Annotated in this window: 23 protein-coding genes; 6 read left to right on the top strand and 17 right to left on the bottom strand. The window is 63.0% G+C overall.

All coding sequences use genetic code 11. The annotated features are described in order from the left end of the window. Window positions 1-64: 64 nt before the first annotated feature. The 3 genes from RhoBH5_RS05060 to RhoBH5_RS05050 are packed head-to-tail and all read left to right on the top strand — an operon-like array spanning window position 65 to window position 3283. Window positions 65-1456, top strand: a complete 1392-nt coding sequence (locus RhoBH5_RS05060) for a uracil-xanthine permease family protein (RefSeq protein ID WP_007727244.1) — start codon at window positions 65-67, stop codon at window positions 1454-1456. Further along, complete coding sequence (locus RhoBH5_RS05055; protein ID WP_058039072.1) at window positions 1437-2501, top strand: isopenicillin N synthase family dioxygenase; 1065 nt, start codon at window positions 1437-1439, stop codon at window positions 2499-2501. The genes RhoBH5_RS05060 and RhoBH5_RS05055 overlap by 20 nt, the downstream gene beginning before the upstream one ends. Continuing rightward, window positions 2498-3283, top strand: coding sequence for an alpha/beta fold hydrolase (locus RhoBH5_RS05050; RefSeq protein ID WP_058039073.1), 786 nt, complete (start codon window positions 2498-2500; stop codon window positions 3281-3283). Before RhoBH5_RS05055 ends, RhoBH5_RS05050 begins: the two co-directional genes overlap by 4 nt. On the opposite strand, the gene amaB is transcribed toward RhoBH5_RS05050, so the two are convergent. Both amaB and hglS read right to left on the bottom strand, forming a co-directional pair. Continuing rightward, window positions 3234-4739, bottom strand: coding sequence for an L-piperidine-6-carboxylate dehydrogenase (gene amaB, locus RhoBH5_RS05045; protein ID WP_270008000.1), 1506 nt, complete (start codon window positions 4737-4739; stop codon window positions 3234-3236). The genes RhoBH5_RS05050 and amaB overlap by 50 nt on opposite strands. Then, window positions 4726-6021 carry a 2-oxoadipate dioxygenase/decarboxylase gene (hglS, locus tag RhoBH5_RS05040; RefSeq protein ID WP_054825827.1) on the bottom strand — a complete coding sequence of 432 codons (1296 nt, stop codon included), beginning with the start codon at window positions 6019-6021 and terminating at the stop codon, window positions 4726-4728. The genes amaB and hglS overlap by 14 nt, the downstream gene beginning before the upstream one ends. 30 nt (window positions 6022-6051) lie before the next feature. Between hglS and RhoBH5_RS05035 the strand changes: the two genes are divergently transcribed. Further along, window positions 6052-6516 (top strand): Lrp/AsnC family transcriptional regulator, encoded by a 465-nt coding sequence (locus RhoBH5_RS05035; protein WP_003940830.1) that lies wholly within the window; start codon window positions 6052-6054, stop codon window positions 6514-6516. 65 nt (window positions 6517-6581) lie between these two features. Beyond that, entirely contained in the window at window positions 6582-7910 is a 1329-nt protein-coding gene (lat, locus tag RhoBH5_RS05030) for an L-lysine 6-transaminase (RefSeq protein WP_270007999.1), read from the top strand. Here lat and RhoBH5_RS05025 read toward each other — a convergent pair. The 6 genes from RhoBH5_RS05025 to uraD all read right to left on the bottom strand — a co-directional run bounded on the left by RhoBH5_RS05025 (window position 7907) and on the right by uraD (window position 14607). Beyond that, complete coding sequence (locus RhoBH5_RS05025) at window positions 7907-10615, bottom strand: molybdopterin-dependent oxidoreductase (protein ID WP_270007998.1); 2709 nt, start codon at window positions 10613-10615, stop codon at window positions 7907-7909. The genes lat and RhoBH5_RS05025 overlap by 4 nt on opposite strands. After that, window positions 10612-11421 (bottom strand): FAD binding domain-containing protein, encoded by an 810-nt coding sequence (locus RhoBH5_RS05020; protein WP_270007997.1) that lies wholly within the window; start codon window positions 11419-11421, stop codon window positions 10612-10614. Before RhoBH5_RS05020 ends, RhoBH5_RS05025 begins: the two co-directional genes overlap by 4 nt. A 7-nt stretch (window positions 11422-11428) precedes the next feature. Continuing rightward, window positions 11429-12742: an 8-oxoguanine deaminase gene (locus RhoBH5_RS05015; RefSeq protein WP_270008067.1), complete on the bottom strand. Its 1314-nt coding sequence runs from the start codon at window positions 12740-12742 to the stop codon at window positions 11429-11431. A 53-nt stretch (window positions 12743-12795) separates the two neighbouring features. Beyond that, window positions 12796-13698: a factor-independent urate hydroxylase gene (pucL, locus tag RhoBH5_RS05010; RefSeq protein WP_030535035.1), complete on the bottom strand. Its 903-nt coding sequence runs from the start codon at window positions 13696-13698 to the stop codon at window positions 12796-12798. 64 nt (window positions 13699-13762) lie between these two features. Beyond that, window positions 13763-14092: a hydroxyisourate hydrolase gene (gene uraH / locus RhoBH5_RS05005; RefSeq protein ID WP_003940720.1), complete on the bottom strand. Its 330-nt coding sequence runs from the start codon at window positions 14090-14092 to the stop codon at window positions 13763-13765. Further along, a complete protein-coding gene (uraD, locus tag RhoBH5_RS05000; RefSeq protein ID WP_030535033.1) occupies window positions 14089-14607 on the bottom strand; it encodes a 2-oxo-4-hydroxy-4-carboxy-5-ureidoimidazoline decarboxylase in 519 nt (172 codons plus the stop codon). Before uraD ends, uraH begins: the two co-directional genes overlap by 4 nt. A gap of 130 nt (window positions 14608-14737) precedes the next feature. Here uraD and RhoBH5_RS04995 point away from each other — a divergent pair, with 130 nt between their 5' ends. Next, a complete protein-coding gene (locus RhoBH5_RS04995) occupies window positions 14738-15538 on the top strand; it encodes a tyrosine-protein phosphatase (protein ID WP_270007996.1) in 801 nt (266 codons plus the stop codon). On the opposite strand, the gene RhoBH5_RS04990 is transcribed toward RhoBH5_RS04995, so the two are convergent. The 9 genes from RhoBH5_RS04990 to RhoBH5_RS04950 all read right to left on the bottom strand — a co-directional run bounded on the left by RhoBH5_RS04990 (window position 15539) and on the right by RhoBH5_RS04950 (window position 24483). Then, window positions 15539-15901 carry a VanZ family protein gene (locus tag RhoBH5_RS04990; protein WP_083057790.1) on the bottom strand — a complete coding sequence of 121 codons (363 nt, stop codon included), beginning with the start codon at window positions 15899-15901 and terminating at the stop codon, window positions 15539-15541. It abuts the gene before it with no gap. Then, entirely contained in the window at window positions 15898-16248 is a 351-nt protein-coding gene (locus tag RhoBH5_RS04985; RefSeq protein ID WP_270007995.1) for a hypothetical protein, read from the bottom strand. Before RhoBH5_RS04985 ends, RhoBH5_RS04990 begins: the two co-directional genes overlap by 4 nt. Further along, a complete protein-coding gene (locus tag RhoBH5_RS04980; RefSeq protein WP_270007994.1) occupies window positions 16248-16673 on the bottom strand; it encodes a DUF1707 SHOCT-like domain-containing protein in 426 nt (141 codons plus the stop codon). Before RhoBH5_RS04980 ends, RhoBH5_RS04985 begins: the two co-directional genes overlap by 1 nt. 76 nt (window positions 16674-16749) lie before the next feature. After that, a complete protein-coding gene (locus RhoBH5_RS04975) occupies window positions 16750-18546 on the bottom strand; it encodes an acetyl/propionyl/methylcrotonyl-CoA carboxylase subunit alpha (protein WP_030535031.1) in 1797 nt (598 codons plus the stop codon). A 138-nt stretch (window positions 18547-18684) separates the two neighbouring features. Further along, on the bottom strand, window positions 18685-20085 hold the full coding sequence (locus RhoBH5_RS04970; protein ID WP_003940858.1) for a condensation domain-containing protein: 1401 nt from the start codon (window positions 20083-20085) through the stop codon (window positions 18685-18687). 4 nt (window positions 20086-20089) lie between these two features. Beyond that, window positions 20090-20506, bottom strand: a complete 417-nt coding sequence (locus tag RhoBH5_RS04965; RefSeq protein ID WP_003940804.1) for a SufE family protein — start codon at window positions 20504-20506, stop codon at window positions 20090-20092. Then, window positions 20503-21408, bottom strand: coding sequence for a sulfurtransferase (locus tag RhoBH5_RS04960; RefSeq protein WP_003940962.1), 906 nt, complete (start codon window positions 21406-21408; stop codon window positions 20503-20505). Before RhoBH5_RS04960 ends, RhoBH5_RS04965 begins: the two co-directional genes overlap by 4 nt. A 118-nt stretch (window positions 21409-21526) precedes the next feature. Next, entirely contained in the window at window positions 21527-22990 is a 1464-nt protein-coding gene (locus RhoBH5_RS04955) for a condensation domain-containing protein (RefSeq protein WP_075832831.1), read from the bottom strand. Further along, window positions 22990-24483 (bottom strand): condensation domain-containing protein, encoded by a 1494-nt coding sequence (locus tag RhoBH5_RS04950; protein WP_270007993.1) that lies wholly within the window; start codon window positions 24481-24483, stop codon window positions 22990-22992. The genes RhoBH5_RS04955 and RhoBH5_RS04950 overlap by 1 nt, the downstream gene beginning before the upstream one ends. Window positions 24484-24544 lie beyond the last annotated feature (61 nt).

Below are 24544 nucleotides of genomic sequence, written 5' to 3'. Positions count from 1 at the left end.
AATTATCGACGTGCTGAATAGTCCCGTACACGAAACACTTCCAGCTTCGGACGGAGATCGGCGCATGGCCATCCATCCTGTCGACCAGCGGCTCCCATTTGCCCGCCAGTCTGCTTTTGCTCTTCAGCACGTCCTCATCATGTACACCGGCTGCATCACGGTTCCGCTGGTTTTCGGTGCCGCCGTAGGGCTGGACCGCAGCACAGTCGCGATGCTGATCAGCGCGGACCTGCTCGTTGCAGGCATCATCACGATCATTCAGAGCCTGGGCGTCGGGAAGGTCGCCGGTGTCCGGCTGCCGATCGTCTGCGGGGCGACCTTCGCCGGGCTGACGCCGATGATTCTGATTGCCAAGGAGTACGGCCTGCAGGCGGTGTACGGGTCCATGCTGGTCGGTGGCGTGGTCGGCATAGCCTTGGCCGTGCCGTTCGCCAAGATCGTCCGATACTTCCCACCCCTGGTTACCGGCGTCGTCCTCACAGTCATCGGCATCTCGTTGATCGGTGTCGCAGGAGGGCTGATCGTCGGAAACGACCCCACCTCCCCGTCGTTCGCCGACCCGAAGAATCTGGCGCTGGCTGCCGCAGTCGTTGTGGTCGCGGTGGCCTTCATCTGCCTCGGCCGCGGGATGTGGACGCAGCTCGGTGTACTGATGGCACTGGTGATCGGCACCGTGATCGCCATCCCGATGGGCCTGATCGATCTGAGTGGCGTCGGCGGCTCGGCCTGGGTGGGCTTCCCGATGCCGTTCCACTTCGGCGCTCCGGAGTTTCCCGTCACCGCCGTGGTGGCGATGAGTATCGTCATGGCAGTCGTCTTCGCAGAATCGACGGCGAGCATGCTGGCAGTCAGCGAGATCACCGGAAAGCCTTTGAAGAAAGCAGATCTCGCACGAGGGCTGGTGGCCGACGGGATGTCGGGAGTTCTGGGCGGAATCTTCAATGCCTTTGTCGACACCGTCTTCTCGCAGAATGTCGGCGCCGTTGCCACGACCCGGGTGTACAGCCGGTACGTGACCGCTACCAGCGGTGCCATTCTGATCGTCCTCGGCCTCATCCCGCGAATGGGTGAAGTGGTTGCAGCCCTGCCTGATCCGGTGGTCGGCGGCGTCGGAATCATCTTGTTCTCCACTGTCGCCGTGGTCGGAATCAACACGCTGCGCAAGGTCGATCTCAGCGACCCGATCAACACCACGATCGCCGCTGTATCGGTGGGGATCGGTATTCTTCCGGAATTTGCGGAGGGGATGTTCGAGCGATTCCCCTCCTCGGCTCAGATCCTCCTCGGTAGCGGCATCACCTTGGCTGCGGCCTCGGCCTTTTCGCTCAATCTGCTGTTCAATCACACCCGACTCGGTGAACTCGCGAGGCGATCGCGAGAGAGCCTCCATGCCACTGCAAAATCTGAACCCGCCACCAGCTCTGCAGGAGACGCCAGTGTCACAGTCCCAGTCTGATCCCTTCGAAGTGCCCGTCGTCGACATCTCGCCTTACGTGCTCGGTGGTGCCGACCAGGACAAGGCGCGAGTGGCTGCCGAAGTCGACCATGCTTGTCGGACTGTAGGTTTCATGCAGATTCGGGGCCACGGTGTTCCGGCCGCTGTTTCTTCCGGCCTCGCCGAAGCGATGGACGACTTCTTCGGGCTGCCGATGGAGACGAAGTCGGGCTACCGAATCGAGGGCGCGAATCGTGGGTACAGCCCACCCAAGAGCGAGTCGCTGAGCCTGAGCCTCGGCGTCGAATCCGCGACCAGAATGAACGACTTTTTCGAGGCCTTCAACGTCGGAACCGAAGCCCGATCATTCACCGAACTCGAACTGTCGGAGGACGATTACGGAATCAACCTGTGGCCCGCAGTGTCCGGTTTCACGGAGCGGGTGGAGAATTACTACGCCCATGGCGAGCGGGTGGCACGCACACTGACCGCCATTTTCGAAGACGCGCTCGGGCTGACCCCAGGATTCTTCGAGTCGATCACCGACCACTCCATCGACGTACTGCGGATGAACAACTACGCGTTACCCGAAGGGACGGTGACGTTGGACGGTGAGTTGAAGGGGATGGGTGAACATACCGATTTCGGGCTGGTCACCGTGCTGTGGGCGGATCAGGTCGAAGGTTTGCAAGTGCTCGGGACCGACCGACGCTGGCACGATGTCTGGCCGCACGACGGCGCGCTACTGGTCAACCTCGGGGATCTCACCGCGCGACTGACCAACGACAGGTGGATGTCCACGCTGCACCGAGTTGCGCCTCCGGTGGTGAACGGCACCATCAAGCGCCGGCGATCGGCGGCCTTCTTCCATGACGGAAACGTCGACGCGGTGATTGCGACCTTGCCGAGTTTTCAGGACGACTCCGGCTTGGAGTACGAACCCATTACCGTTCGCGATCACATCAAGGCCAAATTGGCCGGGTCGAGGCAGGGGAAGTCCAACGCCGCCGCAGGTCGTGAGGCGGCTCGGGTACTTTCGGCTGCAGAGCTCGAGGTCAAGCAGTGAGTGCACGGAACATCGTCCTGATCCACGGAGCGTGGGCCGGCGGGTGGGTCTGGGATCGTGTGTGTGGCCCACTGAAATCGGCCGGCTTCAATCCCGTTGTGGTGGAGCTTCCCGGCTCGGGAAGTTGGAACCCAGACGACGTGATCGATCTCGATGTCGTTGCCGAACATGTTGTGGCAGTTGTCGAGTCCTTGGACGGACAGTGCGCCCTCGTCGGTCACTCCGGCGGTGGCATCGTGGCCTCACAGGTGGCTGAGTTGCTGCCTTCGCGGGTAACGGGTCTTGTGTACGTCGCAGGGATGATGCTTCCATCGCAGACGGACTTCGGGATGCTCTGCATCGAACTCGGTCTGGAAAGTCCGGTCGGGATCTCACGTTGGTTGGTCCCCGCCGACGACGGGGATGCGACGGCTGTTCCGCCCGAAGCCGGTGCCGCTGTGTTCTTCCACGAAGCGCCGGTGGCTGATGCGATCTTCGCCGCGCGCATGCTCGTTCCACAACTGGAGTCAGCCCGCCTGATGGCACCGGTCTGGACGGAAGAGCGATTCGGAACCGTGCCGAGGTTGTATGTCGAATGCACGCTGGATCGAACCGTGCCGATCGAGGCTCAACGCGCCATGCAGAGACTTGTCCCCGGTGCCCAGGTGGTCAGCCTGGGCACCGACCATGCACCGCAGTTGTCGGCGCTCCCGGAGTTGATCGACGCGATCACCGATTTCGCCCGGCAGGTGTTCAGCCGAACTCGACCCCTTGAGCCAGCGGAAGCTGGTCCGAGTAATTGACGGTATTGGTGGCTCGGCGCATGTATGCCTTCCACGAATCCGAACCCGATTCGCGTCCGCCGCCAGTCTCCTTCTCCCCGCCGAATGCGCCGCCGATCTCCGCACCGGACGTTCCGATGTTCACGTTCGCGATGCCGCAATCGGAGCCGTCGGCGGCGAGGAAGCGCTCTGCTTCTCGCTGATCGAGTGTGAAGATCGAGGACGAAAGTCCTTGAGGCACGCCGTTGTGCAGCGCAATGGCGTCGTCGAAGTCGGTGTATGTCAAGACGTAGAGGATGGGTGCAAAAGTCTCCGCCCGCACCACCTCGGTCTGTGCGGGCATACGAACGAGAGCGGGCGTCACGTAGAACCCGGAATCGCCGACGCGGTCGCCGCCGCACACCACGGTGCCGCCGTCGGCGCGCGCGGCCGAGAGGGACTTCTGCATCGCTTCGAATGCAGCCTCGTTGATCAGCGGCCCGACCAGAACACCGGAATCGAAGGGGCTACCGACCTGGAGTTGCGCGTACGCGGACGCAACGCGGTCGACGACGTTGTCGGCGATCGACTCGTGAACGATGAGCCGGCGCAGTGAGGTGCAGCGCTGCCCGGCAGTTCCAGCGGCGGAGAAGACAATTCCGCGCACGGCAAGCTCGAGATCCGCCGACGGCGTGACGACTGCGGCGTTGTTTCCACCCAGCTCCAGGAGACTTCGTCCGAAGCGCTCGGCGACCCGCGGAGCCACGGCGCGGCCCATCCTCACGGAACCGGTGGCGCTGACCAAGGCCACGAGTGGGTTGTCCACGAGAGCCTCACCGACGTCACGTCCGCCGACGACCAACTGGTGAACGTCGATCGGTGCTTGACAATCCGCGAGCGCACGTCGCAGGAGCGCGTCACATGCCAGCGCGGTCAACGGAGTGGTTTCCGAAGGCTTCCAGACGACGGCGTCGCCGCACACGAGAGCAATGGCGGTATTCCACGACCACACCGCGACGGGAAAGTTGAACGCGGAGATGACTCCGACAACGCCGAGAGGGTGCCACGTTTCCGTCAACCGGTGTCCGGGACGCTCGGACGGCATGGTGCGTCCGTAGAGCTGCCGGGAGAGACCGACGGCGAACTCGCAGATGTCGATCATCTCCTGTACCTCGCCGAGAGCCTCCGAGGTGACCTTCCCGGCCTCCAACGTCACGATTTCCGCGAGGTCATCCTTGTGCTCGGTCAGTAGGCTGCCCAGCCGGCGTACGACCGCGCCGCGCGCCGGAGCGGGAACGGTTCGCCAGGTGAGGAACGCTCGATGAGCCGCCTCGACGGCGTCGTCGACCTCTCGGCCGGAGTGCTGCCGAACGGTACGCAGTTGCGTACCGGTGATGGGGGTTCGTGCGCTCAGGTCGCCGGCGGGCCACTCGACACCGCACGCGGCAAGGGCGCTTTCGGCGCGATCGGCGAGGCTCGAAGAATCAGGCAGGTTCACTGGGGAGTCCTCTGTTGTTGTGGGCGGGAGGCAGCACCGCACGTGACGCCTCTTGTTGTGCGCGGTACAGCTCGAACGGATCTTCGATGGTGCGGTCGATGGCGCCCTCCAATCGATCCTGCCCGTATTCGGCGCCGGGCGCATCGGAAACGAATCCGGTCACGGAATCGAGATTGGATGCGAAGATCCCGGCCGCGGAGGCAGGTAGGAAGTCCTCGTAGACGATCGGGTCGAGGACGACAACAGTTCCTTCGTTTCGGTACGTGAAGTACGCCAACCCCGCGGCATCGAGTTCGCTTTCGGAGTGCGGAAATTCGCTGTCCCAGTCGGCGTCCTCGGGCGTGGCGATCAGTCGGTCGTAGATCGCTCGCCCGCTGCGGGTCAACGCGATTCCGCGTGCCTCCACCTCGCCGAATCTGACGCGGACGGGCTCAGTGGTGACCGATCCGTCGTGCTGACGGAAGAGTCTGTCTTCGGCCAATGCACGAAACGACGTCTGCCGCAGAAGTAGTGGTGGTCCGCTCCATCTCGGCGGGCCTTGGATGCGGTCGATCATGGTGATACCGCGCTCGGTCATGCGGCGGTACAACTCGTCGATGTCGAGCACTCGCGGGGTGAGGTGATTGACGTGGGTCGAGCCCTGCCCCGCAATGTCTGCAGCGACAGGCGAGATTGCGGCGAGTTCGCGGTACCAGCCCGCGTCGATGGGATCGGTGCCGAGCCGAAACGCCGAGGTCGCTGCATCGACGAACTGTGTCGCCTCGGGCTCCGTCAGGCCGCCCTCGCGACTCGATTGACGTGCCCACTGCAGAAGTTCGGGAGAGAACAGGGTCCGGCGACGCAGAAACCCGGTGATCCGACGCTCGAGGTCGGTGTCGAAGAACCTGGAATCGGAACTGGTCAGCACCGAGGTGAAAACGCGGAACGGGTTCCGGGCGAGTTCGGCGGGATCGGTGGGGCGAAATGCCGTCGAGACAACGGGAATGGGGGAGTCGGTGAGCCGGAGGTCGTAATAGCCGACCGGAAACATACCGAATCCGCCGAAGACGGTGGCTACGTCACGTAGTTCGTCGAGAGTCCCCAGTCTGATGGCGCCGTGACGCTCGGCGCTGACTCTCGCCAGGCTGCCCAGGCGCTCCGCAGAATCCGGATGTTCGGCGGCAAAATCACGGTTCACCTGCATCGTTACATCTACCAAGGTGTTGTAAGCGGGGACCTCGTCGCCATACATCTTGGCGAGGGCCGCTGCGAACCGTGCACGTAGCTCCCAGGTTTCAACCATACGAATGTCCGATTGCGTTAGCCTGCGCAGGTGCGAGAAACAGAAACCAGTGACGTTGCCGGTGTTCCGGTCGACGAAACCGATCGACTCTTGATGCGTGAATTGGTCTTGGACGGCCGTGCCACTCTCGCGAGTCTTGCTGAGAAGGCTGGACTCTCGATCTCCGCAGTCCAGTCGCGAGTGCGTCGTTTGGAATCTCGCAAGGTGATCCGTGGGTACTCCGCGAAGATCGATCCGGAGGCACTCGGTCACAATCTGTCCGCATTTGTCGCCATCACTCCTCTCGATCCCTCGCAGCCCGACGATGCGCCTGCCCGCTTGCGTCATCTGCCGGCGGTCGTCTCGTGTCACTCGGTAGCCGGGAGCGAAAGCTACGTCCTCCTGGTCCGGGTGGCGTCACCTCGGGCGTTGGAGCGATTGCTGCAGGAGATCCGTACGGCAGCCAACGTCAACACACGAAGCACCATCATCCTACAAACTTTTTACGACGAATGACGCTTGTTCAATAACTTTTACGGTCCTCTATCGACACTCCCGGAAAATTGACATAGCCTTCGCGTATGAGTACTGCGATGCGAGACTTCGGTGACAGTGCGCTCTTTCCGGTCTACGACGTGTTGAAGGCCAGCATCCTCGTCGACGGATTCGATCTGATTCTCGACGTCGAAGGGTCGCGGGGTTCCTATCTCCGTGACCTGCGAGACGGAACCGAGTATCTGGACATGTTCGGTTTCTTCGGCTCTTCGGCCCTGGGTATGAATCACCCTGCGATCGCAGGCGACGAGGAGTTTCAACAGGAGTTGGCTGTCGTGGCCTCCAACAAGCCGAGTAACTCCGACATCTACACCGAACCCATGGCGCGCTTCGTTGCGGCTTTCGCTCGGGTACTGGGGGATTCGGCACTCCCGCACTTGTTCTTCGTCGACGGCGGAGCCCTGGCGGTGGAAAATGCACTCAAGGTTGCCTTCGACTGGAAGAGTCGGTGGAACGAAAGCCGTGGGTTGTCAGCAGATCTGGGGACAAAGGTCCTGCACCTGACCGAGGCTTTTCACGGCCGCAGTGGCTACACGATGTCGCTCACCAACACCGAACCGGGCAAGGTCGCGCGATTCCCCAAGTTCGACTGGCCACGTATCGACTCGCCGTACCTGGCAGACGGCCGCGATGTCGAAGCTGCGGAGAGGCAAGCTCTCGATCAAGCGCGCCGAGCTTTCGCCGACAACCCCGACGACATTGCCTGTTTCATCGCCGAGCCGATCCAGGGCGAGGGCGGCGACCATCACCTCAGGCCGGAATTTCTGCAGGCGATGCAGGAGTTGTGCCACGAAAACGACGCCCTCTTCATTCTCGACGAAGTACAGACCGGTTGCGGAATCACCGGAACTGCCTGGGCCTACCAACAATTGGGTCTGAGTCCGGATGTGGTGGCGTTCGGCAAGAAAACGCAGGTGTGCGGAATCATGGCCGGCGGGCGCGTGGATGAAGTGCATGACAACGTGTTTCACGTCAGTTCTCGGATCAATTCGACGTGGGGTGGCAACCTCACCGACATGGTTCGTGCCCGGCGGATACTCGAAGTCGTCGAGCAGGACCGACTGATCGACCGCGTGCGATTCACGGGTGCGCATCTCCTTGCCCGGTTGACCGAAGTCTGCGGGCGGTACGCGGCGGCAACCGAGCCGCGCGGTCGTGGCCTCATGTGCGCGATCACTCTGGAAGACAGTGACCTTCGCGATCGCGTCGCACAGCGACTGCGTGAAGACGAGCACGTGATGATACTGCCCACCGGGAAGAGGGGAATCAGATTCCGGCCCGCGCTGACGGTGACCACCAGTGAGCTGGACGACGCGGTCGACGCGGTCGAGCGCGTGCTCGCACGCGAGACCTAGGGCCTCTGTAGCTGTTCCCACACTCGATCCGGTGTCATCGGTGTGGAGTACATACGCACTCCACACGCGTTGGCAATCGCGTTTGCCAACGCCGGTGCTACAGGATTGAAGGGGGCCTCACTCATCGATTTCGCGCCGAAAGGCCCGAGCTTGTCGTACGTGTCGGCAAACAGTACTTCGGTGATCGGCAGATCCCCGATCTGGGGAACGTGATAATTGCGCAACTGCGGATTGATCACCCGACCTTCTTCGATGACGATCTCCTCCGACAGCGCAGCGCCGAGCGCTTGTCCCACACCGCCTTCCACCTGCCCTCGCAGTTGTGTCGGGTTCATGACGGTGCCGGCATCGGCGGCCTGAACCGACTGCAGGATCTTCACCCGGCCGGTGTTCGTGTCGACGGCAACGCGAAAACCGTGAACATTGAACGAGACCGAGCGCGGTGTACCGTCGTGGCGACCGTCAGCGGCGAGCGGGCCACCTTCGAGTAGCGTCGCGAAATCGAGGCAACCGTGGGACGTTTCGACACCGTCCGGCGAAAGGTCGTCGATCTGCGCGCCGCGACCGCTCGATCGCACCGCACGGGTCAGTATCCGCTCGCGAAGGCGCTCGCAGGCGATCAGGAGCGCCTTTCCGGCGACCACCGTTCCCGTCGACCCGAACGCCCCGGTGTCGTATCCGCCGGCATCGGTGTCGGATTGAACAATCGTGATGCGATCGACTGTCGTCCGCAATTCGGTGGCCGCGATCTGTTGGTGAATCGTAGTGGTTCCGTTGCCGAACTCAGCGGTGCCGATGTTCACGACGTACCGACCGTCGGCCTCGAGTGCGACGGTGGTGTCGGAGAAGTGACCACGCGGCGGGATCGTCGCGATCATGGCAATTGCCATGCCCCGACCGATCTGCCAACGCGACCCAGCCGGTGCAGCCTCTCCGCGCCCGCTCGACAGTGCACTGTCGACGAGGTCGATGCACTGGTCCAGTCCGTAGCTGCCGAATTCGAGATCACCGTCTTCGACGTGCCAGTCGACAAAATCGTCTCCGGGAACGACGACGTTGCGCCGCCGAAACTCGAAGGGGTCCATGCCGAGACGATCCGCGAGCTGATCCATGGCCGACTCGACGGCGAAGATGATCTGGCCGAGCCCGTAACCACGAAAGGCCCCGGAGGGAACGTTGTTCGTGTAGACCGCTTCGGCGTCGACGCGTTTGGTCGCAGCGCGATAGACCGCCATGGATTCGGCGCACCCATGGAACATGACTCCGATCGAATGGTTCCCGTACGCCCCCGCGTCGGAAAGGACGTCGATAGCGAGCGCAGTGAGAGTTCCGTCGGCGTCGGCGCCCGCACGCACCGATACTCGCATCGGATGCCGTGACGGTGCGATGGTGAACTGATCGCTTCGGCTGAACTCGTAGGCTACGGGCTTGCCGGTCTTCAAGACGGCCAGTGCGACCAGATCCTCGGTGAGTAGTTCCTGCTTCCCGCCGAAACCCCCGCCTACCCGTTTTGCGAACACCCGGATTCGGCTGCGATCGAGATCGAAGATGTGGGCCAATTCGTCCCGAACCAGAAACGGCACCTGTGTGCTGCTTCTGATGACGAGACGGCCCTCCTCGTCGAGCCACCCCACTGCGCCGTGAGTTTCCAAGGCCACGTGTTGGACTCGCGCAGTTTTCCACGTACCTTCGACGACTGCAGTCGCATCCGCGAGCGCACGGTCCAGATCGCCGACGCCATCGTGAAGCGCGGCAACCACGTTGCGAGGGGCCTCGGCGATCCGCGAGCTCTCGTCCTTGTCGCCGTGCAGGAGTGGAGCGCCGGGGGAACGCGCCAGATCTGGTTCGAATACCGCGTCGCGTACCTCGTAGTCGACTTCGATCAGCGAGAGTGCACGTTCCGCCTGCGTCGGGGATTCGGCGATGACCGCGGCTACGCGCTGGCCGCGGAAACGGAGGGTGCTGTCGAACACGCGCGTGTCGTCCGGATCGTCGTTGCGGTCCTCGTGCCGGGCGGTCGAGAACAGCACGTCCGGACTGTCATGAAAAGTGAGGACCGCGGCGACGCCCGGCGCCGCTTCGGCTGCTGCCGTGTCTATCCGCGTTATGTGTGCGTGTGCGTGCGGACTGCCGAGTACTGCGACGTGAAGCAGGTCGACCGGCTTCTCACCCGGGGAGAAGTCCATGGTGTACTGCTCGGTTCCCGTGACGATGCGCGCGGACGCCGGTGCTGCGATCGAACATCCTTGTGCCCCACCTATTTTGGCAGTCTCCGTATTGGATGTACCGGCGAGAGCGTCACGAATGGACCGATAACCGGTGCAGCGGCACAGGTTACCTTTCATCGAGCACGCGAGATCGGATTTTTGCTCGACCGACAACGCTGATGCGGTGACTACCATTCCCGCTGTACAGAAACCACATTGGAATCCGCCCGCGTCCACGAATGCCTGTTGAATGGGGTGAAGTTTCTCCGGTGTTCCGAGACCGGAGGCGGTGACGACGTCGCGGCCGTCGATGCGATGGGCGGGAAATATGCACGAATGGGTGGGGTGTCCGTCGACCAGCACCGAGCAGGCGCCGCAGTCCCCGGCATCGCACCCCTTCTTGACGGAGTTCGCTCCGTGCTCGCGGAGGAAAGTTCGCAGGCACTGTCCTGGGCGGGGCTGGTCGTCGCGCGGAACTCCGTCCACCGAGTACTTCATTCCAGTTCACCTCGGATTTCTTCGGCAAGAAGCTCGGTCATCGCCTTCCGCCACGGCGCAGTTCCATGGACATCGGTGAAGTAGGCGTCTTCCGGAATCCTGCTGCGCAACGCATCCGCAAGTGCTGTGGCGTCGGGGAGTTCGTCGAATTTGAGAGCGTACGGACGGCGGGTCGCGGCGGTGATCGCCAGCGTGAAACCGTCGGCGCCGCAGCGTCCGGCCACGGCTACGGCCGATCGCCCGAGTGACGTCTGAGCCAGCTTTCGCATCGCGGTACGTGCAGTCAATGCATGCACGGGAATCCGGATACTGCGGATGATCTCGCCGGACCTGAGTACGTTTCGAGAATCGTCGATAACGAAATCGACTACGGGGAACGAGTATTCGGTACCGTCCGGACGCCAGATCGTCAGTTCGGCATCGAGAGCGGTACACAGAGTCGTCATCGCTCCGGCCGGGAAGGAGAGCGCGATGTTGCCGCCGACTGTCGCGTATCGCAACACCTTCCACGATGTGAGTAGTGCGTCAGCGCAGTGTTGGAACAGCGCTGCGGCGCGCCAGGATGCGGGAAGTTCGGCGCGGCACAGTTCCTCGATGGTGCAGGTGGCCGCGATCTCGAGACCGAGATCGCCGACCGCCACAGCTTCCCAGTCGACGCCCGCAAGGTCGACAAGGGTGGTCAGGTGCGGCTGCGGTTCCGAGTACAGCCAGGTGCCGCCACCGATGAACCCGATGCCGGGTGACGCACAGGGGAGTTCGGCGCGGGTCCGCGGCACCAGAACTTCGTCGACGCTGTGCAGGTCCATCGCGACCTCAAGCCTTTCCGAGTAGATCGCGGTGTGCGCGTGCGACATCCGAGGCCACGACGTCCTCGTCGACGGTGGTAACTCGTCCGTCGGCAACTACGATTCGTCCGTTGACGAGCAGTAACTTCAGCGGGGGAGTCGAGCCGAGTACGAGCGCCGCCACCGGATCGGTGATGCCGGCATGCGCGACGGTGTCGAGTTTCCACACCGCCAGGTCGGCAAGTTTTCCGACCTCGATCGATCCGATTTCGCCCTCGCGGCCCAGAACTCGTGCGCCGCCGATCGTTCCCAATTCCAAGGCTTTTCGCACCGTCATCGTCTGCGGTCCGCCCTTCGCGCGAGCAAACAGAAGTGCATGACGAGACTCCTCGATCAGGCTGCAAGCTTCATTGCTCGCCGCGCCGTCCACGCCGAGCCCCACGGTGACCCCGCCGTTCACCAGATCGGCGGCACGGGCGATACCGGCTCCCAGGCGCGCATTGGAGGTCGGGCAGTGCGCCGCCGCAGTTCCGGTTCGCGCCATCGTCTCGATACCGGCGTCGTCGAGATGGACTGCGTGGGCGTACCAGACGTCCGGGCCCACCCAGCCGACTCGTTCCATGTATTCGACCGGCGTGCAACCGAAATGCTCGCGGCAGAATCTCTCCTCGTCCAGTGTCTCGGCCAGATGCGTGTGCATACGCACGCCGTTTTCGCGGGCCAGCGTCGCGGACTCGCGGAGCAATGCCTCCGTCACCGAGAAGGGTGAGCAGGGAGCTACCGCGATCTGCAGCATCGATCCGGGATTCGGGTCGTGCCAACGGTCGATCACCGACTGCGTGCCGGTCAGGATGTCATCGAGTTTTTCCACGACGTGATCCGGTGGCAGGCCGCCGGAACTCTGGCCGAGATCCATCGACCCACGGCACGGGTGGAATCGAAGGCCGACCTGCGCAGCCGCGGTGATCTCGGCCTCGAAAACGTCGCCGGCGTCGCGGGGAACGACGTAGTGGTGGTCGGTGGTGGTCGTACATCCGGTTTTCGCCAACCACGTGAGGCCGCCGGTGGCCGCCGCGTGGACGGCGTCGGCGTCGATACCCGCCCAGACGGGGTACAGGGTGGTCAGCCACTCGAAAAGCGTCGAGTCCGCGGCCAGGCCTCGGGTGATCCATTGGTAGAGATGATGATGTGTGTTGACCAGACCCGGCGTGATCAGGCAACCACTCCCGTCGATCACTTGCGCACCCGGGTATTCGGGTGGCGTTCCGGCGCCGACGTCGACGATCTTGTTGCCCGAGATCACCACATAGCCGTCTGAGTACTCGGAGCGGTCGCCGTCCATCGTGACCACATGAGCGCCCGCCACGACGAGTGTTGCCCCGAGAGCTGATTCGGTCACGACAACCAACCGGCGTAGGTGGTCCACGACGGTCCCGCGTCTGGTGCGTCGGATCGGCTGACCGCAGCTTGGATCAGGCCGTACGGACGATCCGCAGCGTGGAACACCTCGTTGTCGTTCTCCACTCCGAAGCGGCCGAGTGCATATTCGAAATGATGCTTGTTGGGTGCGGACAGTCGAACCTCCGCGATGATCGGGAATTCCTCGAGGATTGCCTTGCCGATGTGGAAGAGCGTCTGCTGCAGGGCAAGTGAATGTACCTGTGCGAACTGCTTGACGATCTGTGCCTTGATGCCCGCGTAGACCGATTCCCAGTCGACGTCGGTGGTGACGAATCGCCACTGGGCGACCAACGTCGTCGCCATGACGCGGTCGTCGGTCGGCTCGAGAACGGTGTACGGATCTTCGAGAAAACCCGAGAACTCACTACCGGTCGATTTGAGGATCACCAGGTCCTTCAAGCCGCCGATCACCCATGTCCCGGTATCGGCGATGGTGATCGACGCCGTCCGAACTTCCTGACCCTTCCGAATCCAGGTGTAGTCGTGCTCGCTGCCGTCGACAATCGCACGCTCCCAGGCGTATTCCTCGATCTCGATCCGCGCGCCACTGACCGGTTCGATGTCGTCGACGAAATGACGGGCGAGTTCGAGTCCGTACGTCTCGATCGAGATCAGGCCCTTTTCCTTGGCGTAGGAGTAGGCCGTTTGTTTCTGCGTGTCGGTCGGCAGAACCTTCGATTGATCACCGGTGAGGTACGCGTCGGCGAAATCTCCACGCAGGCAGGTGGAGACGTTGATGTCGTGAATTTCGTGACGGGGGGTGTCTCGATAGATTCGGACTACTCGATTTTCCGCTTTGCCGTACTGGTGACCCGATAGTTCGATCGATCCGCTCAACCGTTCGGTGTTCGTACTGCCGGTTGTGATGTTGCCGGTCGTGATGTTTTCGGTAGTCACGTGTTCAGCTCCCGCGATAGGTGGAATAAGCAAAGGGCGACAGCAACAGTGGGACGTGATAGCCCCGTGCCGTGTCGTCCACCCGGAAGGTCACTGTCACTTCCGGGTAGAAGTTTTCTTGTCCGTTGGTCTCGAAATACGTTCCGGTGTCGAAAGTCAGGGTGTAGTGACCGGCGGTAAGGCCGCTGGGAGCAAGTTCGGGGATGCGGCCGTCGGAGTCGGTCTCCGCAGTGGTGACGGAGGCGCCGTCTCGATCACGAAGTTCGACGCGAATCCCCGCCGCGGGGTTGCCCGTCGTCGCGTCGAGAACGTGCGTGCTGAGGGTCTTGCTCATGCTGTGCCTCCGGCGAGTGCATCGATCAGACGGGCGAGTCTGATCCGATTGATGGCGGCCAATTCGGTTCGAAGCACGGAACGCTCGGTCGCCGGGTCGTTTCGGAGACGACCTCGAAGGATGTCGAGGAGCTCCGTTCCAGATTTCCCCGACGCGCAGACCAGGTAAACATGGCCGAATGTCTCTTCGTACTCGGCGTTCTTCCGTCGAAGTTCCGCGAGTACGTCTTCTGTCGCCGACGAGACTCCCGACTGTTCACGGGTAGAGGCCGCGCTCTCGCTTCGCTCACCGATTCGTGGGTGGCCGGAGAGAGCGTCGTCGATCTCGGACTCGGGAAGCTCGGCCAGCACCGCATCTGCTTTGTCGAACAGAGCTTCCAGATCGGCGAACGGGCGAGACGAGGCGATTTCCTGTGCCCACACGGCGGAATGGCAACACTCGAGCAGCGCCGCGACTGCCTGGTGGTCACCGAGCGCATCGAAGGCTCCGAGACCACTGGAATTCGTTGTAGGCATGTCCACAGGATTACTTGAGCATGTTACGGATCTGTAGCGCAGCAATTACGGGAGATGATGTGTCTCGATCTTATTTCTCCGGCTGCTCTTCCCCGATCACGGTTTCTCGGCGACCGATACATTCTCAGGTATGACCGATACTCCGAAGCTGTCTTCCGTCGTACCGTCCCTGGCGAACCTCCGAGACATCGGTGGCCCCGAATCGAGCTTCGGTGGCACCGTCCGCACCGGGAGCGTGTTTCGTTCCACCGATCTGGCATCGCTCAGTGCGGACGGCGCACAGACCCTCGCCGATCTGGGCATCGTCACGATCTACGATCTGCGCACCGAATCCGAACGCGAGACGGCACCGGATCTGACGCCGGACGGTATCCGAGAAATCGGCCTGGACGTATTGGCGGACAAGCAGTATCGCGCCATTCCGGCTCAGATGCAGCAGATGATCGCCGACCCGGCGTTTGCTGCCGAAGCATTGGGCAGCGGCCAGGCGCTCGAGTACTTTCAGGGAAGTTACCGCGATTTCGTGACCTTGCCGAGTGCGGTCGCGTCGTACCGGCAACTGTTCGTCGACTTGGCCCAGCCGCCCAGCTCGCCGGCACTCATTCACTGCACCACGGGCAAGGATCGCACGGGTTGGGCCGCCGCCGCGTTACTTCTGTTCCTGGGCGCTTCCGAGGACGCGGTCTTCGCGGACTACCTCGAAACCAACAAGATTTTGTTGCCGATGTTCGCGCCGCTCCTCGAGCGATTCGAGGCGAAGGGGATCGACCCGACCCTGCTCGAGGGTGTCCTCGGTGTCAGGCGCGAGTACCTGGAGGCGTCGATGGCAGAGCTCGCGGAGGTACACGGATCCATCGAGGCCTACTTCACCGACGGCTTGAAGATCGACGCGTCGACCCAGGACCAATTGCGGAGCAACCTGCTCAGCTGATCAGGACCTGCTCGGCTCGTCTCGGCGGGAAGTTCGTCGCCTCGTCACGAGGCTGACGATACCGATCCCGATGGCGATGCCGAGCAGGTCGGCGCTGCCGTCCCAGATCGAACCGGAACGCGAAATGGGCAGCGCTGCTTGAAGAACCTCGGACGTCGCAGCAAAAATCACGAGCCACACCGCGGTGAGCCACGCAGGGATCCGGGCGTGCAACGAGGTGATCGCCAGCACCGCGAACATCAATGTGTGAGTGATCTTGTCGGTGTTCTCCGGGCTCGACGGGACAGTGGAACCCGGGGAGAAGAGCATGATCAGGGCAATGACCACGGCGATCGCCAACGGCCAGTACCGGGTGTTCTTCAATTCGTCTGCCCCTCGACGACGACGAGTCCGAGTGCACCTTCGGCGAACCTGGTGACGGCGTTGGCGGCTGTCGTGAGCGCCTCGGTGTGCCCGTCGCGGGCCCAGCCGGTGAGCAGGGCGGTGGAGTCGAGAGGCGTCAGAACGACCTCGGCGAGAAGCTCACCGGTGTTGGGTTGGCACACTGCCCAGGAGTAGACGCTGTTTTCGTGCCACTGAGCGCTTCGCTGACTCACGTAATCGGGGTCGGTGATACCACCATCGGCAAGGGCGGGGCGGTCGTCCACACGCTCGTCTGCGCGCAGTGCGCGTAGATACCAGCCGCCTGCGTTGATCTCGATCGGCTCCATCAGTCGGAGTCCCGCTCGCGGCGGCGCTTGGCTTTGCGTTCCCGGTCGGTACCGAACAGCAGTGCACCGGCCAGGGGAATCGCGAGGAACCACAACCAGGTACCGGTGACGAAGAACAGGATCACCGCGAGAATCGGGACGACGGCCATGACGCGACCGGACCAGTCGGTGTTGAAGCCTCGCTCCGCCGGTGCGTCGGGAGGCGTCACCATCGACAGGGGAGCGGTGCCGGGGGCTTGGTAGTTGCCCGGAAGATCGGCGAACACCGGAACGAGTTCACTGCGAGTTGTTGCGGCACTGACGATTCCGCTTCTCTCGTCGAACTCGGTGACGGTGAGGCGGCCTGCGGCGAAGTGCTCGCTCAGGAGATCGAGTGCCTGCTCGCGTTCTGCAGTGCCGATGCGAATGTCGGGGACGTCAGCCATCGTTACAGCCTACTCAAACGACTGTGCGCCTTTCCGGTAGTGGGGACTACCGGAAAGGCGCACGGGGCCGGAGGCCCTACTTCAGTTCTGCGAGAACCGTTCCCTGCGTGATTGCTGCACCCGGCTCGACGGACAGTCCGGTGACGACACCGGCCTTGTGCGCGTTGACGGGGTTTTCCATCTTCATGGCTTCGAGAACGGCGATCAGATCGCCTTCTGCGACTTCCTGGCCTTCGGTCACTGCAACCTTGACGACGGTGCCCTGCATCGGAGCCGTGACAGCGTCACCCGATGCTGCACCTCCGCCGGCGCCGCCGCGCTTGCGCGCCTTCGGCTTCTTGCGGATCGCACCGGAGGCAGCGCCGCCGCCGTTGCCGAGCGAGAACTGGCCCGGGAGGGAAACCTCGACGCGACGTCCACCGACCTCGACGACGACGTTCTGACGCGGCAGAGCCTCGTCCTCGTCGTCTACGGGAGCACCGGCGCCTGCGTACGGCTCGATGGGGTTGACCCAGTCGGTTTCGATCCACTTGGTGTAGATGTCGAACTTCTCGCCGTCACCGATGAACGCCGGGTTCTCGACGATGTGGCGGTGGAACGGGAGAACGGTCGCGAGGCCGTCGATCTCGAACTCGGCCAGAGCGCGCGATGCCCGCTGGAGGGCTTCTTCGCGGGTGGCGCCGGTGACGATGAGCTTGGCGAGCATGGAGTCGAACTGTCCGCCGATGACGTCGCCGGCAACGACACCGGAATCGACGCGAACGCCGGGGCCCGTGGGCTCACGGTAGACGGAGACCGGGCCGGGGGCAGGCATGAAGCCGCGGCCGGCGTCTTCGCCGTTGATGCGGAACTCGAAGGAGTGTCCACGCGGGGTGGGATCTTCCTTGATGGAGAGTTCTTCGCCGTTGGCGATGAGGAACTGCTGACGCACGAGGTCGATGCCCGCGGTCTCTTCCGTGACGGGGTGCTCGACCTGCAGGCGGGTGTTGACCTCGAGGAAGGAGATGGTGTCGCCCTGAACCAGGTACTCGACCGTTCCGGCGCCGTAGTAGCCGGCTTCCTTGCAGATGGCCTTGGCGGATGCGTGGATGCGTGCGCGCTGGTCGTCCGTCAGGAAGGGAGCGGGAGCCTCTTCGACGAGCTTCTGGAAGCGACGCTGCAGCGAGCAGTCGCGGGTACCGGCGACGACGACGTTGCCGTGCTGGTCGGCGATGACCTGAGCCTCGACGTGGCGGGCCTTGTCCAGGTACTGCTCGACGAAGCACTCGCCGCGACCGAAGGCTGCGATGGCCTCACGGGTGGCCGACTCGAACAGCTCGGGGATTTCCTCGATGGTCTGGGCGACCTTCATGCCGCGTCCACCGCCACCGAAGGCAGCCTTGATCGCAACCGGGACGCCGTATTCCTTGGCGAATGCGACGACCTCGTCGGCGCCCTTGACGGGATCCTTGGTGCCTGCTGCCATCGGCGCCTTCGCGCGTTCTGCAATATGGCGTGCCGTGACCTTGTCGCCGAGGTCGCGGATGGACTGCGGTGACGGACCGATCCAGATGAGGTTCGCGTCGATGACGGCCTGGGCGAAGTCGGCGTTCTCGGAGAGGAAACCGTAGCCGGGGTGGATGGCGTCGGCGCCGGACTTCTTGGCTGCGTCGAGGATCTTGTCGAACACGAGGTAGGACTCGGCGGACGTCTGTCCACCGAGGGCAAATGCCTCGTCTGCGAGCTTCACGAACTGCGCGTCTGCATCGGGCTCGGCGTAAACGGCAACGCTGCCGTAGCCGGCATCCTTGGCCGCCCGGATGACCCGTACCGCGATTTCACCGCGGTTCGCGACAAGCACCTTCGTAATGTGCGCGCTGGCATGACTGGGCACTGAGCCTCCTGTGGTTCGCATAGTCTGTCTCCGCGGTGTATTCCTCTGGGATTTCACCATCGGGGGATTGGCATCACTTCGGAGTGTATGCATCGCTTCGGCGCTGGTTGTAACCGGATCGCTAAAGCCCACTCCGGCTTAGGAAACGGTTTCGAAAACTACCGATGAGTAGCTGTCGGAGGTGGCGGCGTCCGGTTCGGTGACGATTTCTTCGATGGTCCGGCGCAGTGCGGCCACGTAGGCGTGAACCGCGGCGTTCGCCGTCTCGTTGCCTGGGTACCTGACCGCGAGGTTGAGTCCCTGGGGTGTGCGGTTGATCCAGATGTAGACGTCGTGCGTATATGCCTTGCTTCGAAGTGCTCTGGCGTTCCATTCGGGCCACTGTGCGGCTTCGGGCACGAAGCGAACGTCCATGTAGGACACGACGAATCGCGGTCGGATCGGGGTTTCGAGGTGCTCACCGATCCGATCGAACGGGACAGCTGCGGCAGGCTTGACCGAAGCGATGGATTCGGCGGCGCGTGTCGCGAGGTCGCCGAACGAACAGTCCGATCCAACGGCGAACTCGACCGGGCACAGTCCGACGAACCAGCCGAGCGCACCCGCCCACTCCTGAGCGCTGCGGGTGTGAACCGGCGTCACGACCTCGAATCGATCGGATCCCGCGACTTCGCGACCTACAGCGGCAAGTCCGCCGAGAAGTCCGGCGAAGTACCCCACGCCGGTGGCTGCACACGTCGAACTGAAGGCCTTGGACTGGTCGGCGTCGAGCAGCCAGGTCGACAGGCCGTTCTGAGAATCGGTTCCACGGTCACCGATCGGTAGCGGGAACTGGGGTAGACCGTCCGTGCCGAGAGCCTTTCGCCAGATCTCGACCGCAGCCTTCTCGGCTTCCATGTCGGCCATCTGCTCGCGTTCGACGGCACCGAAATCGACGTAGCTGCCCACCGGAAACAGATTTGCAGCACTACCGGTCGAGGCCTCGCGGTACAGAGCTGCGATCTCGTGAGCGACCAGCACGATCGAGAACCCGTCGATGATCGAGTGGTCCGCCGCGAAGAACACGGTGAACGGACCGTCGCCACCGCGGGGCGTCAACGTCGCGAAGACGTACGACGGCCAACTGTGCGGGGACGCGTAATCGTCGAACAGGCGGTGAAGGTGGTCGAAGTTGTCCTGGCTGGACGCGTCGTAGCCGTGGCTGACGACCCCGATGTCGATTCCGCCGAGCGGGACCGTGTGCCGGGTGATCTCGCCGCTCGAGGGTTCGAGGACGGTATGCGAGCGCAGAACTTCGTGACGGTCGATCCACCGGCCGAGAGCGACTCGGAACGCATCGACGTCGAGCGGGCCGGAAATCTCGAAAGCTGTTCCCAGCCAAGACTTGTCGCCTGCGCCTGCAGCGGAACGGTTGAGATGTGCCTCGTGAATGTAGGAGACGGGCCGCGGATCCGGAACCCAGGGCCCGGTTGCGCACGGCAACCATTCGACGAGTGCGCCGGCCGGAATCGCATAGTCGGCCAGTTCGGTGAACTCCATGTTTTCAGCCCCGCAAGTGCCGCTTGATGCGCGCGAGCATGGCCGACATTCCGCGCAGACGGAGCGGGCTCACGGCTTCTGCGAGACCGAGCGCCGAATAGAAGTCGTCGGGTACACCGAGGATCTCGTCGGCGCTGTGGCCGTCGAGCCCCTGCGCGAGGATCGATGCGAAACCACGCGTCGTGGGAGCCTCGGGGGGAGCGCTGAAGTACAGACGGACGTTGTCGCGATCCGAATCGTCGACCGAGAGGAAGAGCGGCGACTGACATTCGGGGACCGGCTCCATCGCGCTCTGCTCGAGCTCCGCCGGCAACGGCGGCAGCTCTCGGCTGAACTCGAGAAGAAGGGTGAGCTTGTCCGAGGCGCCGACGGCCGCGAAGTCGTCGACGATCTCGGCCAGAGCCGAAGGAAGAGCGCTCATGACGCCGATACAGAGGACGGAACGGCGCCGGGCTCTTCGCCCTGGACGATCGGGACGCGCACGGCATTGCCCCACTCGGTCCACGAACCGTCGTAGTTACGAACGTTCGGGTAGCCGAGAAGATGAGTCAACACGAACCAGGTGTGACTGGAACGCTCACCGATGCGGCAGTACGCGACGATGTTGTCGTCGGCCGACAGGTCGCCGTAGATCTCGCCGAGTTCGGTACGGGTGCGGAAGCGGCTGTCCGGTGCCGCTGCCTTCGCCCACGGGATGCTGAGCGCGCTGGGAATGTGTCCACCACGCAACGCACCCTCTTCGGGGTAGTCGGGCATGTGGGTGCGCTCGCCGGTGTACTCCTGCGGAGATCGCACGTCGATGAGCGGCCCGTCGCCCAAGTGCGCGAGAACGTCGTCCTTGAATGCGCGGATGGGAGCGTCGTTGCGCTCGACGACCGGGTAATCGGTCGACGTGATGTCGGGAACGTCGAAAGCGGTGTCGCGGTTCTCGGCGATCCACGCATCGCGGCCACCGTCGAGAAGACGGACGTCCTCGTGGCCGAAAAGAGTGAAGACCCACAGTGCGTAGGCCGCCCACCAGTTGCTCTTGTCGCCGTAGATGACCACGGTGTCGTCGCGGCCGATGCCCTTGCGGTTCATCAACTCTGCGAACTTCGCACCGTCGATGTAGTCGCGGGTGACCGGATCGTTGAGGTCGAGATGCCAGTCGATCTTCACGGCTCCGGGGATGTGGCCGACGTCGTACAACAACACGTCTTCGTCGGATTCGACAACCTTGAGGCCCGGCGCACCGAGATTCGCCGAGAGCCATTCCGTCGAGACCAACCGGTCGGGATGCGCGAACTCGGCAAACGCGGTTGAGGGATCGGGGGCAACGGGCACGGGCGTACTCCTGAAGACGAATCGTTCGGTTCGAACACGGACTTGATCGATTCTATGCGCTGTGCGCAAGTTGAGACGCCCGGAAGCAGGTTCTGCCTGCTCGTGCCCGTTGCCGACCCTAAATCCTCGGTGTTCCTGCTCCGACGCTCGAATCTCTCAATTGTTCGGTGACACTTCCGATCGGCGTCACGCCCCGGGCGCAGACCTCTCTCAGAATCCGGTCGAGTTCGGTGAGGAAATTCACCATGGTGTCGTTTGCCGTCTCGGTGTCGGGAAAGCGTGAACGCAGCGAGAGACCACGGTTCGTTCGCGAAATCCAGAACTGGGCATCGTCGGCGACCGTCACATTGCTGATGTGATGGGCGTTGAGGAGATCATGATCGTCTGTGCCGGGTAGTTTGCGGTAATCGATGTAGGACACCATGAAGACGTCGGTGCGCGTGCGTCGAATCTTGTCGCCCAAAGCATCTCGAACCTGGGCCATGGTGACGCCCTCGAGCGTCAACGCAACTCGGAACGACGCGTGCGTATGTGCAAGGGATGCACCGAAATCCGCATCGGGAGTGATCTGGACCGTGATCGGCGCGCTGGTGGTGAGCCAGCCGATCGCGTCGGCCCAACGCGGATCTTTGCGAATGTGAAGCGGAAATTGCAGCGGAAGCGTCGACTGCCCGGTGTACGAGTGGACGGAAAGTCCCATCGCAGTGAGGATTCCGGTGAACACGCTACCGCCGGCGGATAGGCAGATCTCGTCGAACGTCGCCGTCAACTCCTCGTCGAGCAGCACGCGCACATCGGCGCCCTGCGGCGCGGGCTTTCCGCCCTCGACGCCGAGATCCAAGGGGAAACTCGGTGATGTGCCACCGCAGATCTCGTAGAACCTTGCCCACTCGCGGATTCGAGGGTCGTTGTCGACTGGAAGCAGAGCGTCTGCCTCCAGTTCGCAGTACCGCACGAAACTTCCCGGGTCACCCAGTCGGCTCATCACTGCGTCGACGGCCTCGTGGTCGGTCAGATCGGGTAGGGCGATCAGTCCCTCGTAGATCTGTCGCAGTTCCCCGAGAGCGATGACCAACGAGTAGCCGTCGACGAGTGTGTGATCGAACGCGCTCAGGACCGTGTAGTGCTCTTCGCGTTCGACCGTGGCAAACGTGTATGCAGGGAAGGTCAGTGGATCGCATACCGTCGTGAATCGCTTCTTGAGATGCGCTCGGAGGTCTTCGGTCGAATCGAATTTCAGAGGTTCCGAAGTCTCGATGTGTGTGCCGTCGGGATCGAGTCCCATTCGGGTGGTGGTGAACTCGCCCACCTCGAATCCTGTGTGCAGAGTGTCATGGCGACTGATGAACAGGCGCAGCGCGAGATCGAGTGCAGGCCGATTCAGTTCTCCGGGAAGGTCGAATGCGGCTGCCATCCACACACTTCGGCCCATGCCGTGTGTTCGCGCAGTCTCGAGGTGAAAATGCTGGTTGTACGACGGTGGTACTTCCGACTCGGTGACGGCGCCGTCCGCGGGCTGGAGCGACCATTCGGTGACGATTCCGGGCTCGAGTCCGTATCGATCGATCGAGGTGACATGCATCAGGCCGCTCCCTCTGGTGCCGCGAACGAGTAGTCGCCCTGAGCTGCAACAGTTTTGATGATCTTGGAGACGTGCTCGGCGAAGCGGGTGGCCGATTCGTGGGCAATGGGGGTGTCAGGGTGGGACACGGCGATCCAGGTTCCGGTGTGCATCCGGTTGATCCACATCGACGCGATCTGAGTCTCTTTGCCGCCGACGATTCCCGTTGCCTTCGTCTCGGCATAACTGTACGGATCCGGCATGCGGCGGCCGTCGATGTACGAGACGATCGGCGGCGGGGTGAGCGTCTTCGACAGTCCGCCGGGTGCGGAATCCGACTCGGCCAAGCTCGACAGAACCAGATCGATGACCTGCTGCACGGAGACATCGAGGAGTGCCTTGCCGTCGTGGTACCCCTGCTGCCCGAGCTTTGCCAACTCGGTGAAGCGTCGCTTGTCGTCGACGTCGATGCCGACCGGGATCAGGTTGATGTACCAGCCCTGTGCAAACGAGTCGGTCTCGGTTCGTGTGCTGACCGGCGAGAGGGCGATGTACTTGTCGCGCCCGGCCAGTTCGAATTCCGCAATCGCGAGCGCGGTGAATATTCCACCGATGAAGTTGGCGCCGTTGGCTTTACAGACCGCACCGAACTTCTCGCACTCGATGTCATCGGCCAGGTCGAAGCGTGAACCGATTGCCGGTTTGGGCGCGTCTTCGGCCCCGAGCGGGAGCGGAAATCCGGGGAACGAGCCGCCGCTGCGCATGAGGTAACCGAGCCACTGGTGCACTTCGGGTGACTGCATCGTCAGTTCGGTTGTTCGCTCGCGTTCGACGCGACCGAACTGTGCGTAACTTCCCGCGGGGCCCAGTTCGGGATGTGACCCGGTCGTTTCCGCTGCGTAGAGCTGACGCAATTCCGCGTACATCAACACCATCGAGTTCATGTCCGAATGGGCGTGGTCGACCGCATGGAACAGGGTGAAGCTCGGATCGGCTTCGAGGTCGGCATGGTGGTGCTCGACGGCACCGAACACGAAGGCCGGCCACTGCAGCGCGCTGGTTTCGGTGGCGAACTTGGTCGCGACGAGCGCGCGGATCGCCTCGGATTCGGAGACGTCGTCGCCCACGCGGTACTCGAGTTCGATGCTTTCGACCGGCACCACGTGTCGACGGACCTCGAACGAGGTGTCCGCAGCGTCGGTGGTTGCTTCGTCGAACGAGAACCAGCTGTGCAGCGTGTCGTGGCGACGGATGTAGCGCTGAAGGGCTCGCGTCATGGCGTCGCGGTCCAGTGTTCCTGCAAAATCGAAGGCGATACCGATCCACGGAGACTGCGGATCGCCCTTCTCTGCGGTGACGCGGGCGCGTCGCAGGTGGCGATCCTGCATCGTGGTCGGGGGTAGTTCTCGGTCGATCTCGGCTTCGGCGGCTCGTTGAGCGGAAGCATGCGTGACGCCCCATTCGATTACCCGCCCAGGAAGCGGGTGCCAATGGGTGATCAAGTTCAGATCCATCGAGTAGAACTCCTGCGTGTGTCGTCGAGAAGCCTGCTCTGAAAATGGGCAGACGACGAAC

This window comes from Rhodococcus sp. BH5 (assembly GCF_027583855.1).
GTDB lineage: Bacteria > Actinomycetota > Actinomycetes > Mycobacteriales > Mycobacteriaceae > Rhodococcus_F > Rhodococcus_F qingshengii.
The sequence above is the reverse complement of the archived record's forward strand: the minus strand, read 5'-3'. Positions and strand labels throughout refer to the sequence as shown.

Bases quoted from the DNA above. Each gene is read 5' to 3' on its own strand.
- RhoBH5_RS05060 (WP_007727244.1), top strand. From the start codon at position 65: ATGGCCATCCATCCTGTCGACCAGCGGCTCCCATTTGCCCGCCAGTCT.
- hglS (WP_054825827.1), bottom strand. From the start codon at position 6,021: ATGGTTGAAACCTGGGAGCTACGTGCACGGTTCGCAGCGGCCCTCGCC.
- lat (WP_270007999.1), top strand. From the start codon at position 6,582: ATGAGTACTGCGATGCGAGACTTCGGTGACAGTGCGCTCTTTCCGGTC.
- RhoBH5_RS05025 (WP_270007998.1), bottom strand. From the start codon at position 10,615: ATGAAGTACTCGGTGGACGGAGTTCCGCGCGACGACCAGCCCCGCCCA.
- RhoBH5_RS05020 (WP_270007997.1), bottom strand. From the start codon at position 11,421: ATGGACCTGCACAGCGTCGACGAAGTTCTGGTGCCGCGGACCCGCGCC.
- RhoBH5_RS05015 (WP_270008067.1), bottom strand. From the start codon at position 12,742: ATGGACGGCGACCGCTCCGAGTACTCAGACGGCTATGTGGTGATCTCG.
- uraH (WP_003940720.1), bottom strand. From the start codon at position 14,092: ATGAGCAAGACCCTCAGCACGCACGTTCTCGACGCGACGACGGGCAAC.
- uraD (WP_030535033.1), bottom strand. From the start codon at position 14,607: ATGCCTACAACGAATTCCAGTGGTCTCGGAGCCTTCGATGCGCTCGGT.
- RhoBH5_RS04995 (WP_270007996.1), top strand. From the start codon at position 14,738: ATGACCGATACTCCGAAGCTGTCTTCCGTCGTACCGTCCCTGGCGAAC.
- RhoBH5_RS04985 (WP_270007995.1), bottom strand. From the start codon at position 16,248: ATGGAGCCGATCGAGATCAACGCAGGCGGCTGGTATCTACGCGCACTG.
- RhoBH5_RS04980 (WP_270007994.1), bottom strand. From the start codon at position 16,673: ATGGCTGACGTCCCCGACATTCGCATCGGCACTGCAGAACGCGAGCAG.
- RhoBH5_RS04970 (WP_003940858.1), bottom strand. From the start codon at position 20,085: ATGGAGTTCACCGAACTGGCCGACTATGCGATTCCGGCCGGCGCACTC.
- RhoBH5_RS04965 (WP_003940804.1), bottom strand. From the start codon at position 20,506: ATGAGCGCTCTTCCTTCGGCTCTGGCCGAGATCGTCGACGACTTCGCG.
- RhoBH5_RS04955 (WP_075832831.1), bottom strand. From the start codon at position 22,990: ATGCATGTCACCTCGATCGATCGATACGGACTCGAGCCCGGAATCGTC.
- RhoBH5_RS04950 (WP_270007993.1), bottom strand. From the start codon at position 24,483: ATGGATCTGAACTTGATCACCCATTGGCACCCGCTTCCTGGGCGGGTA.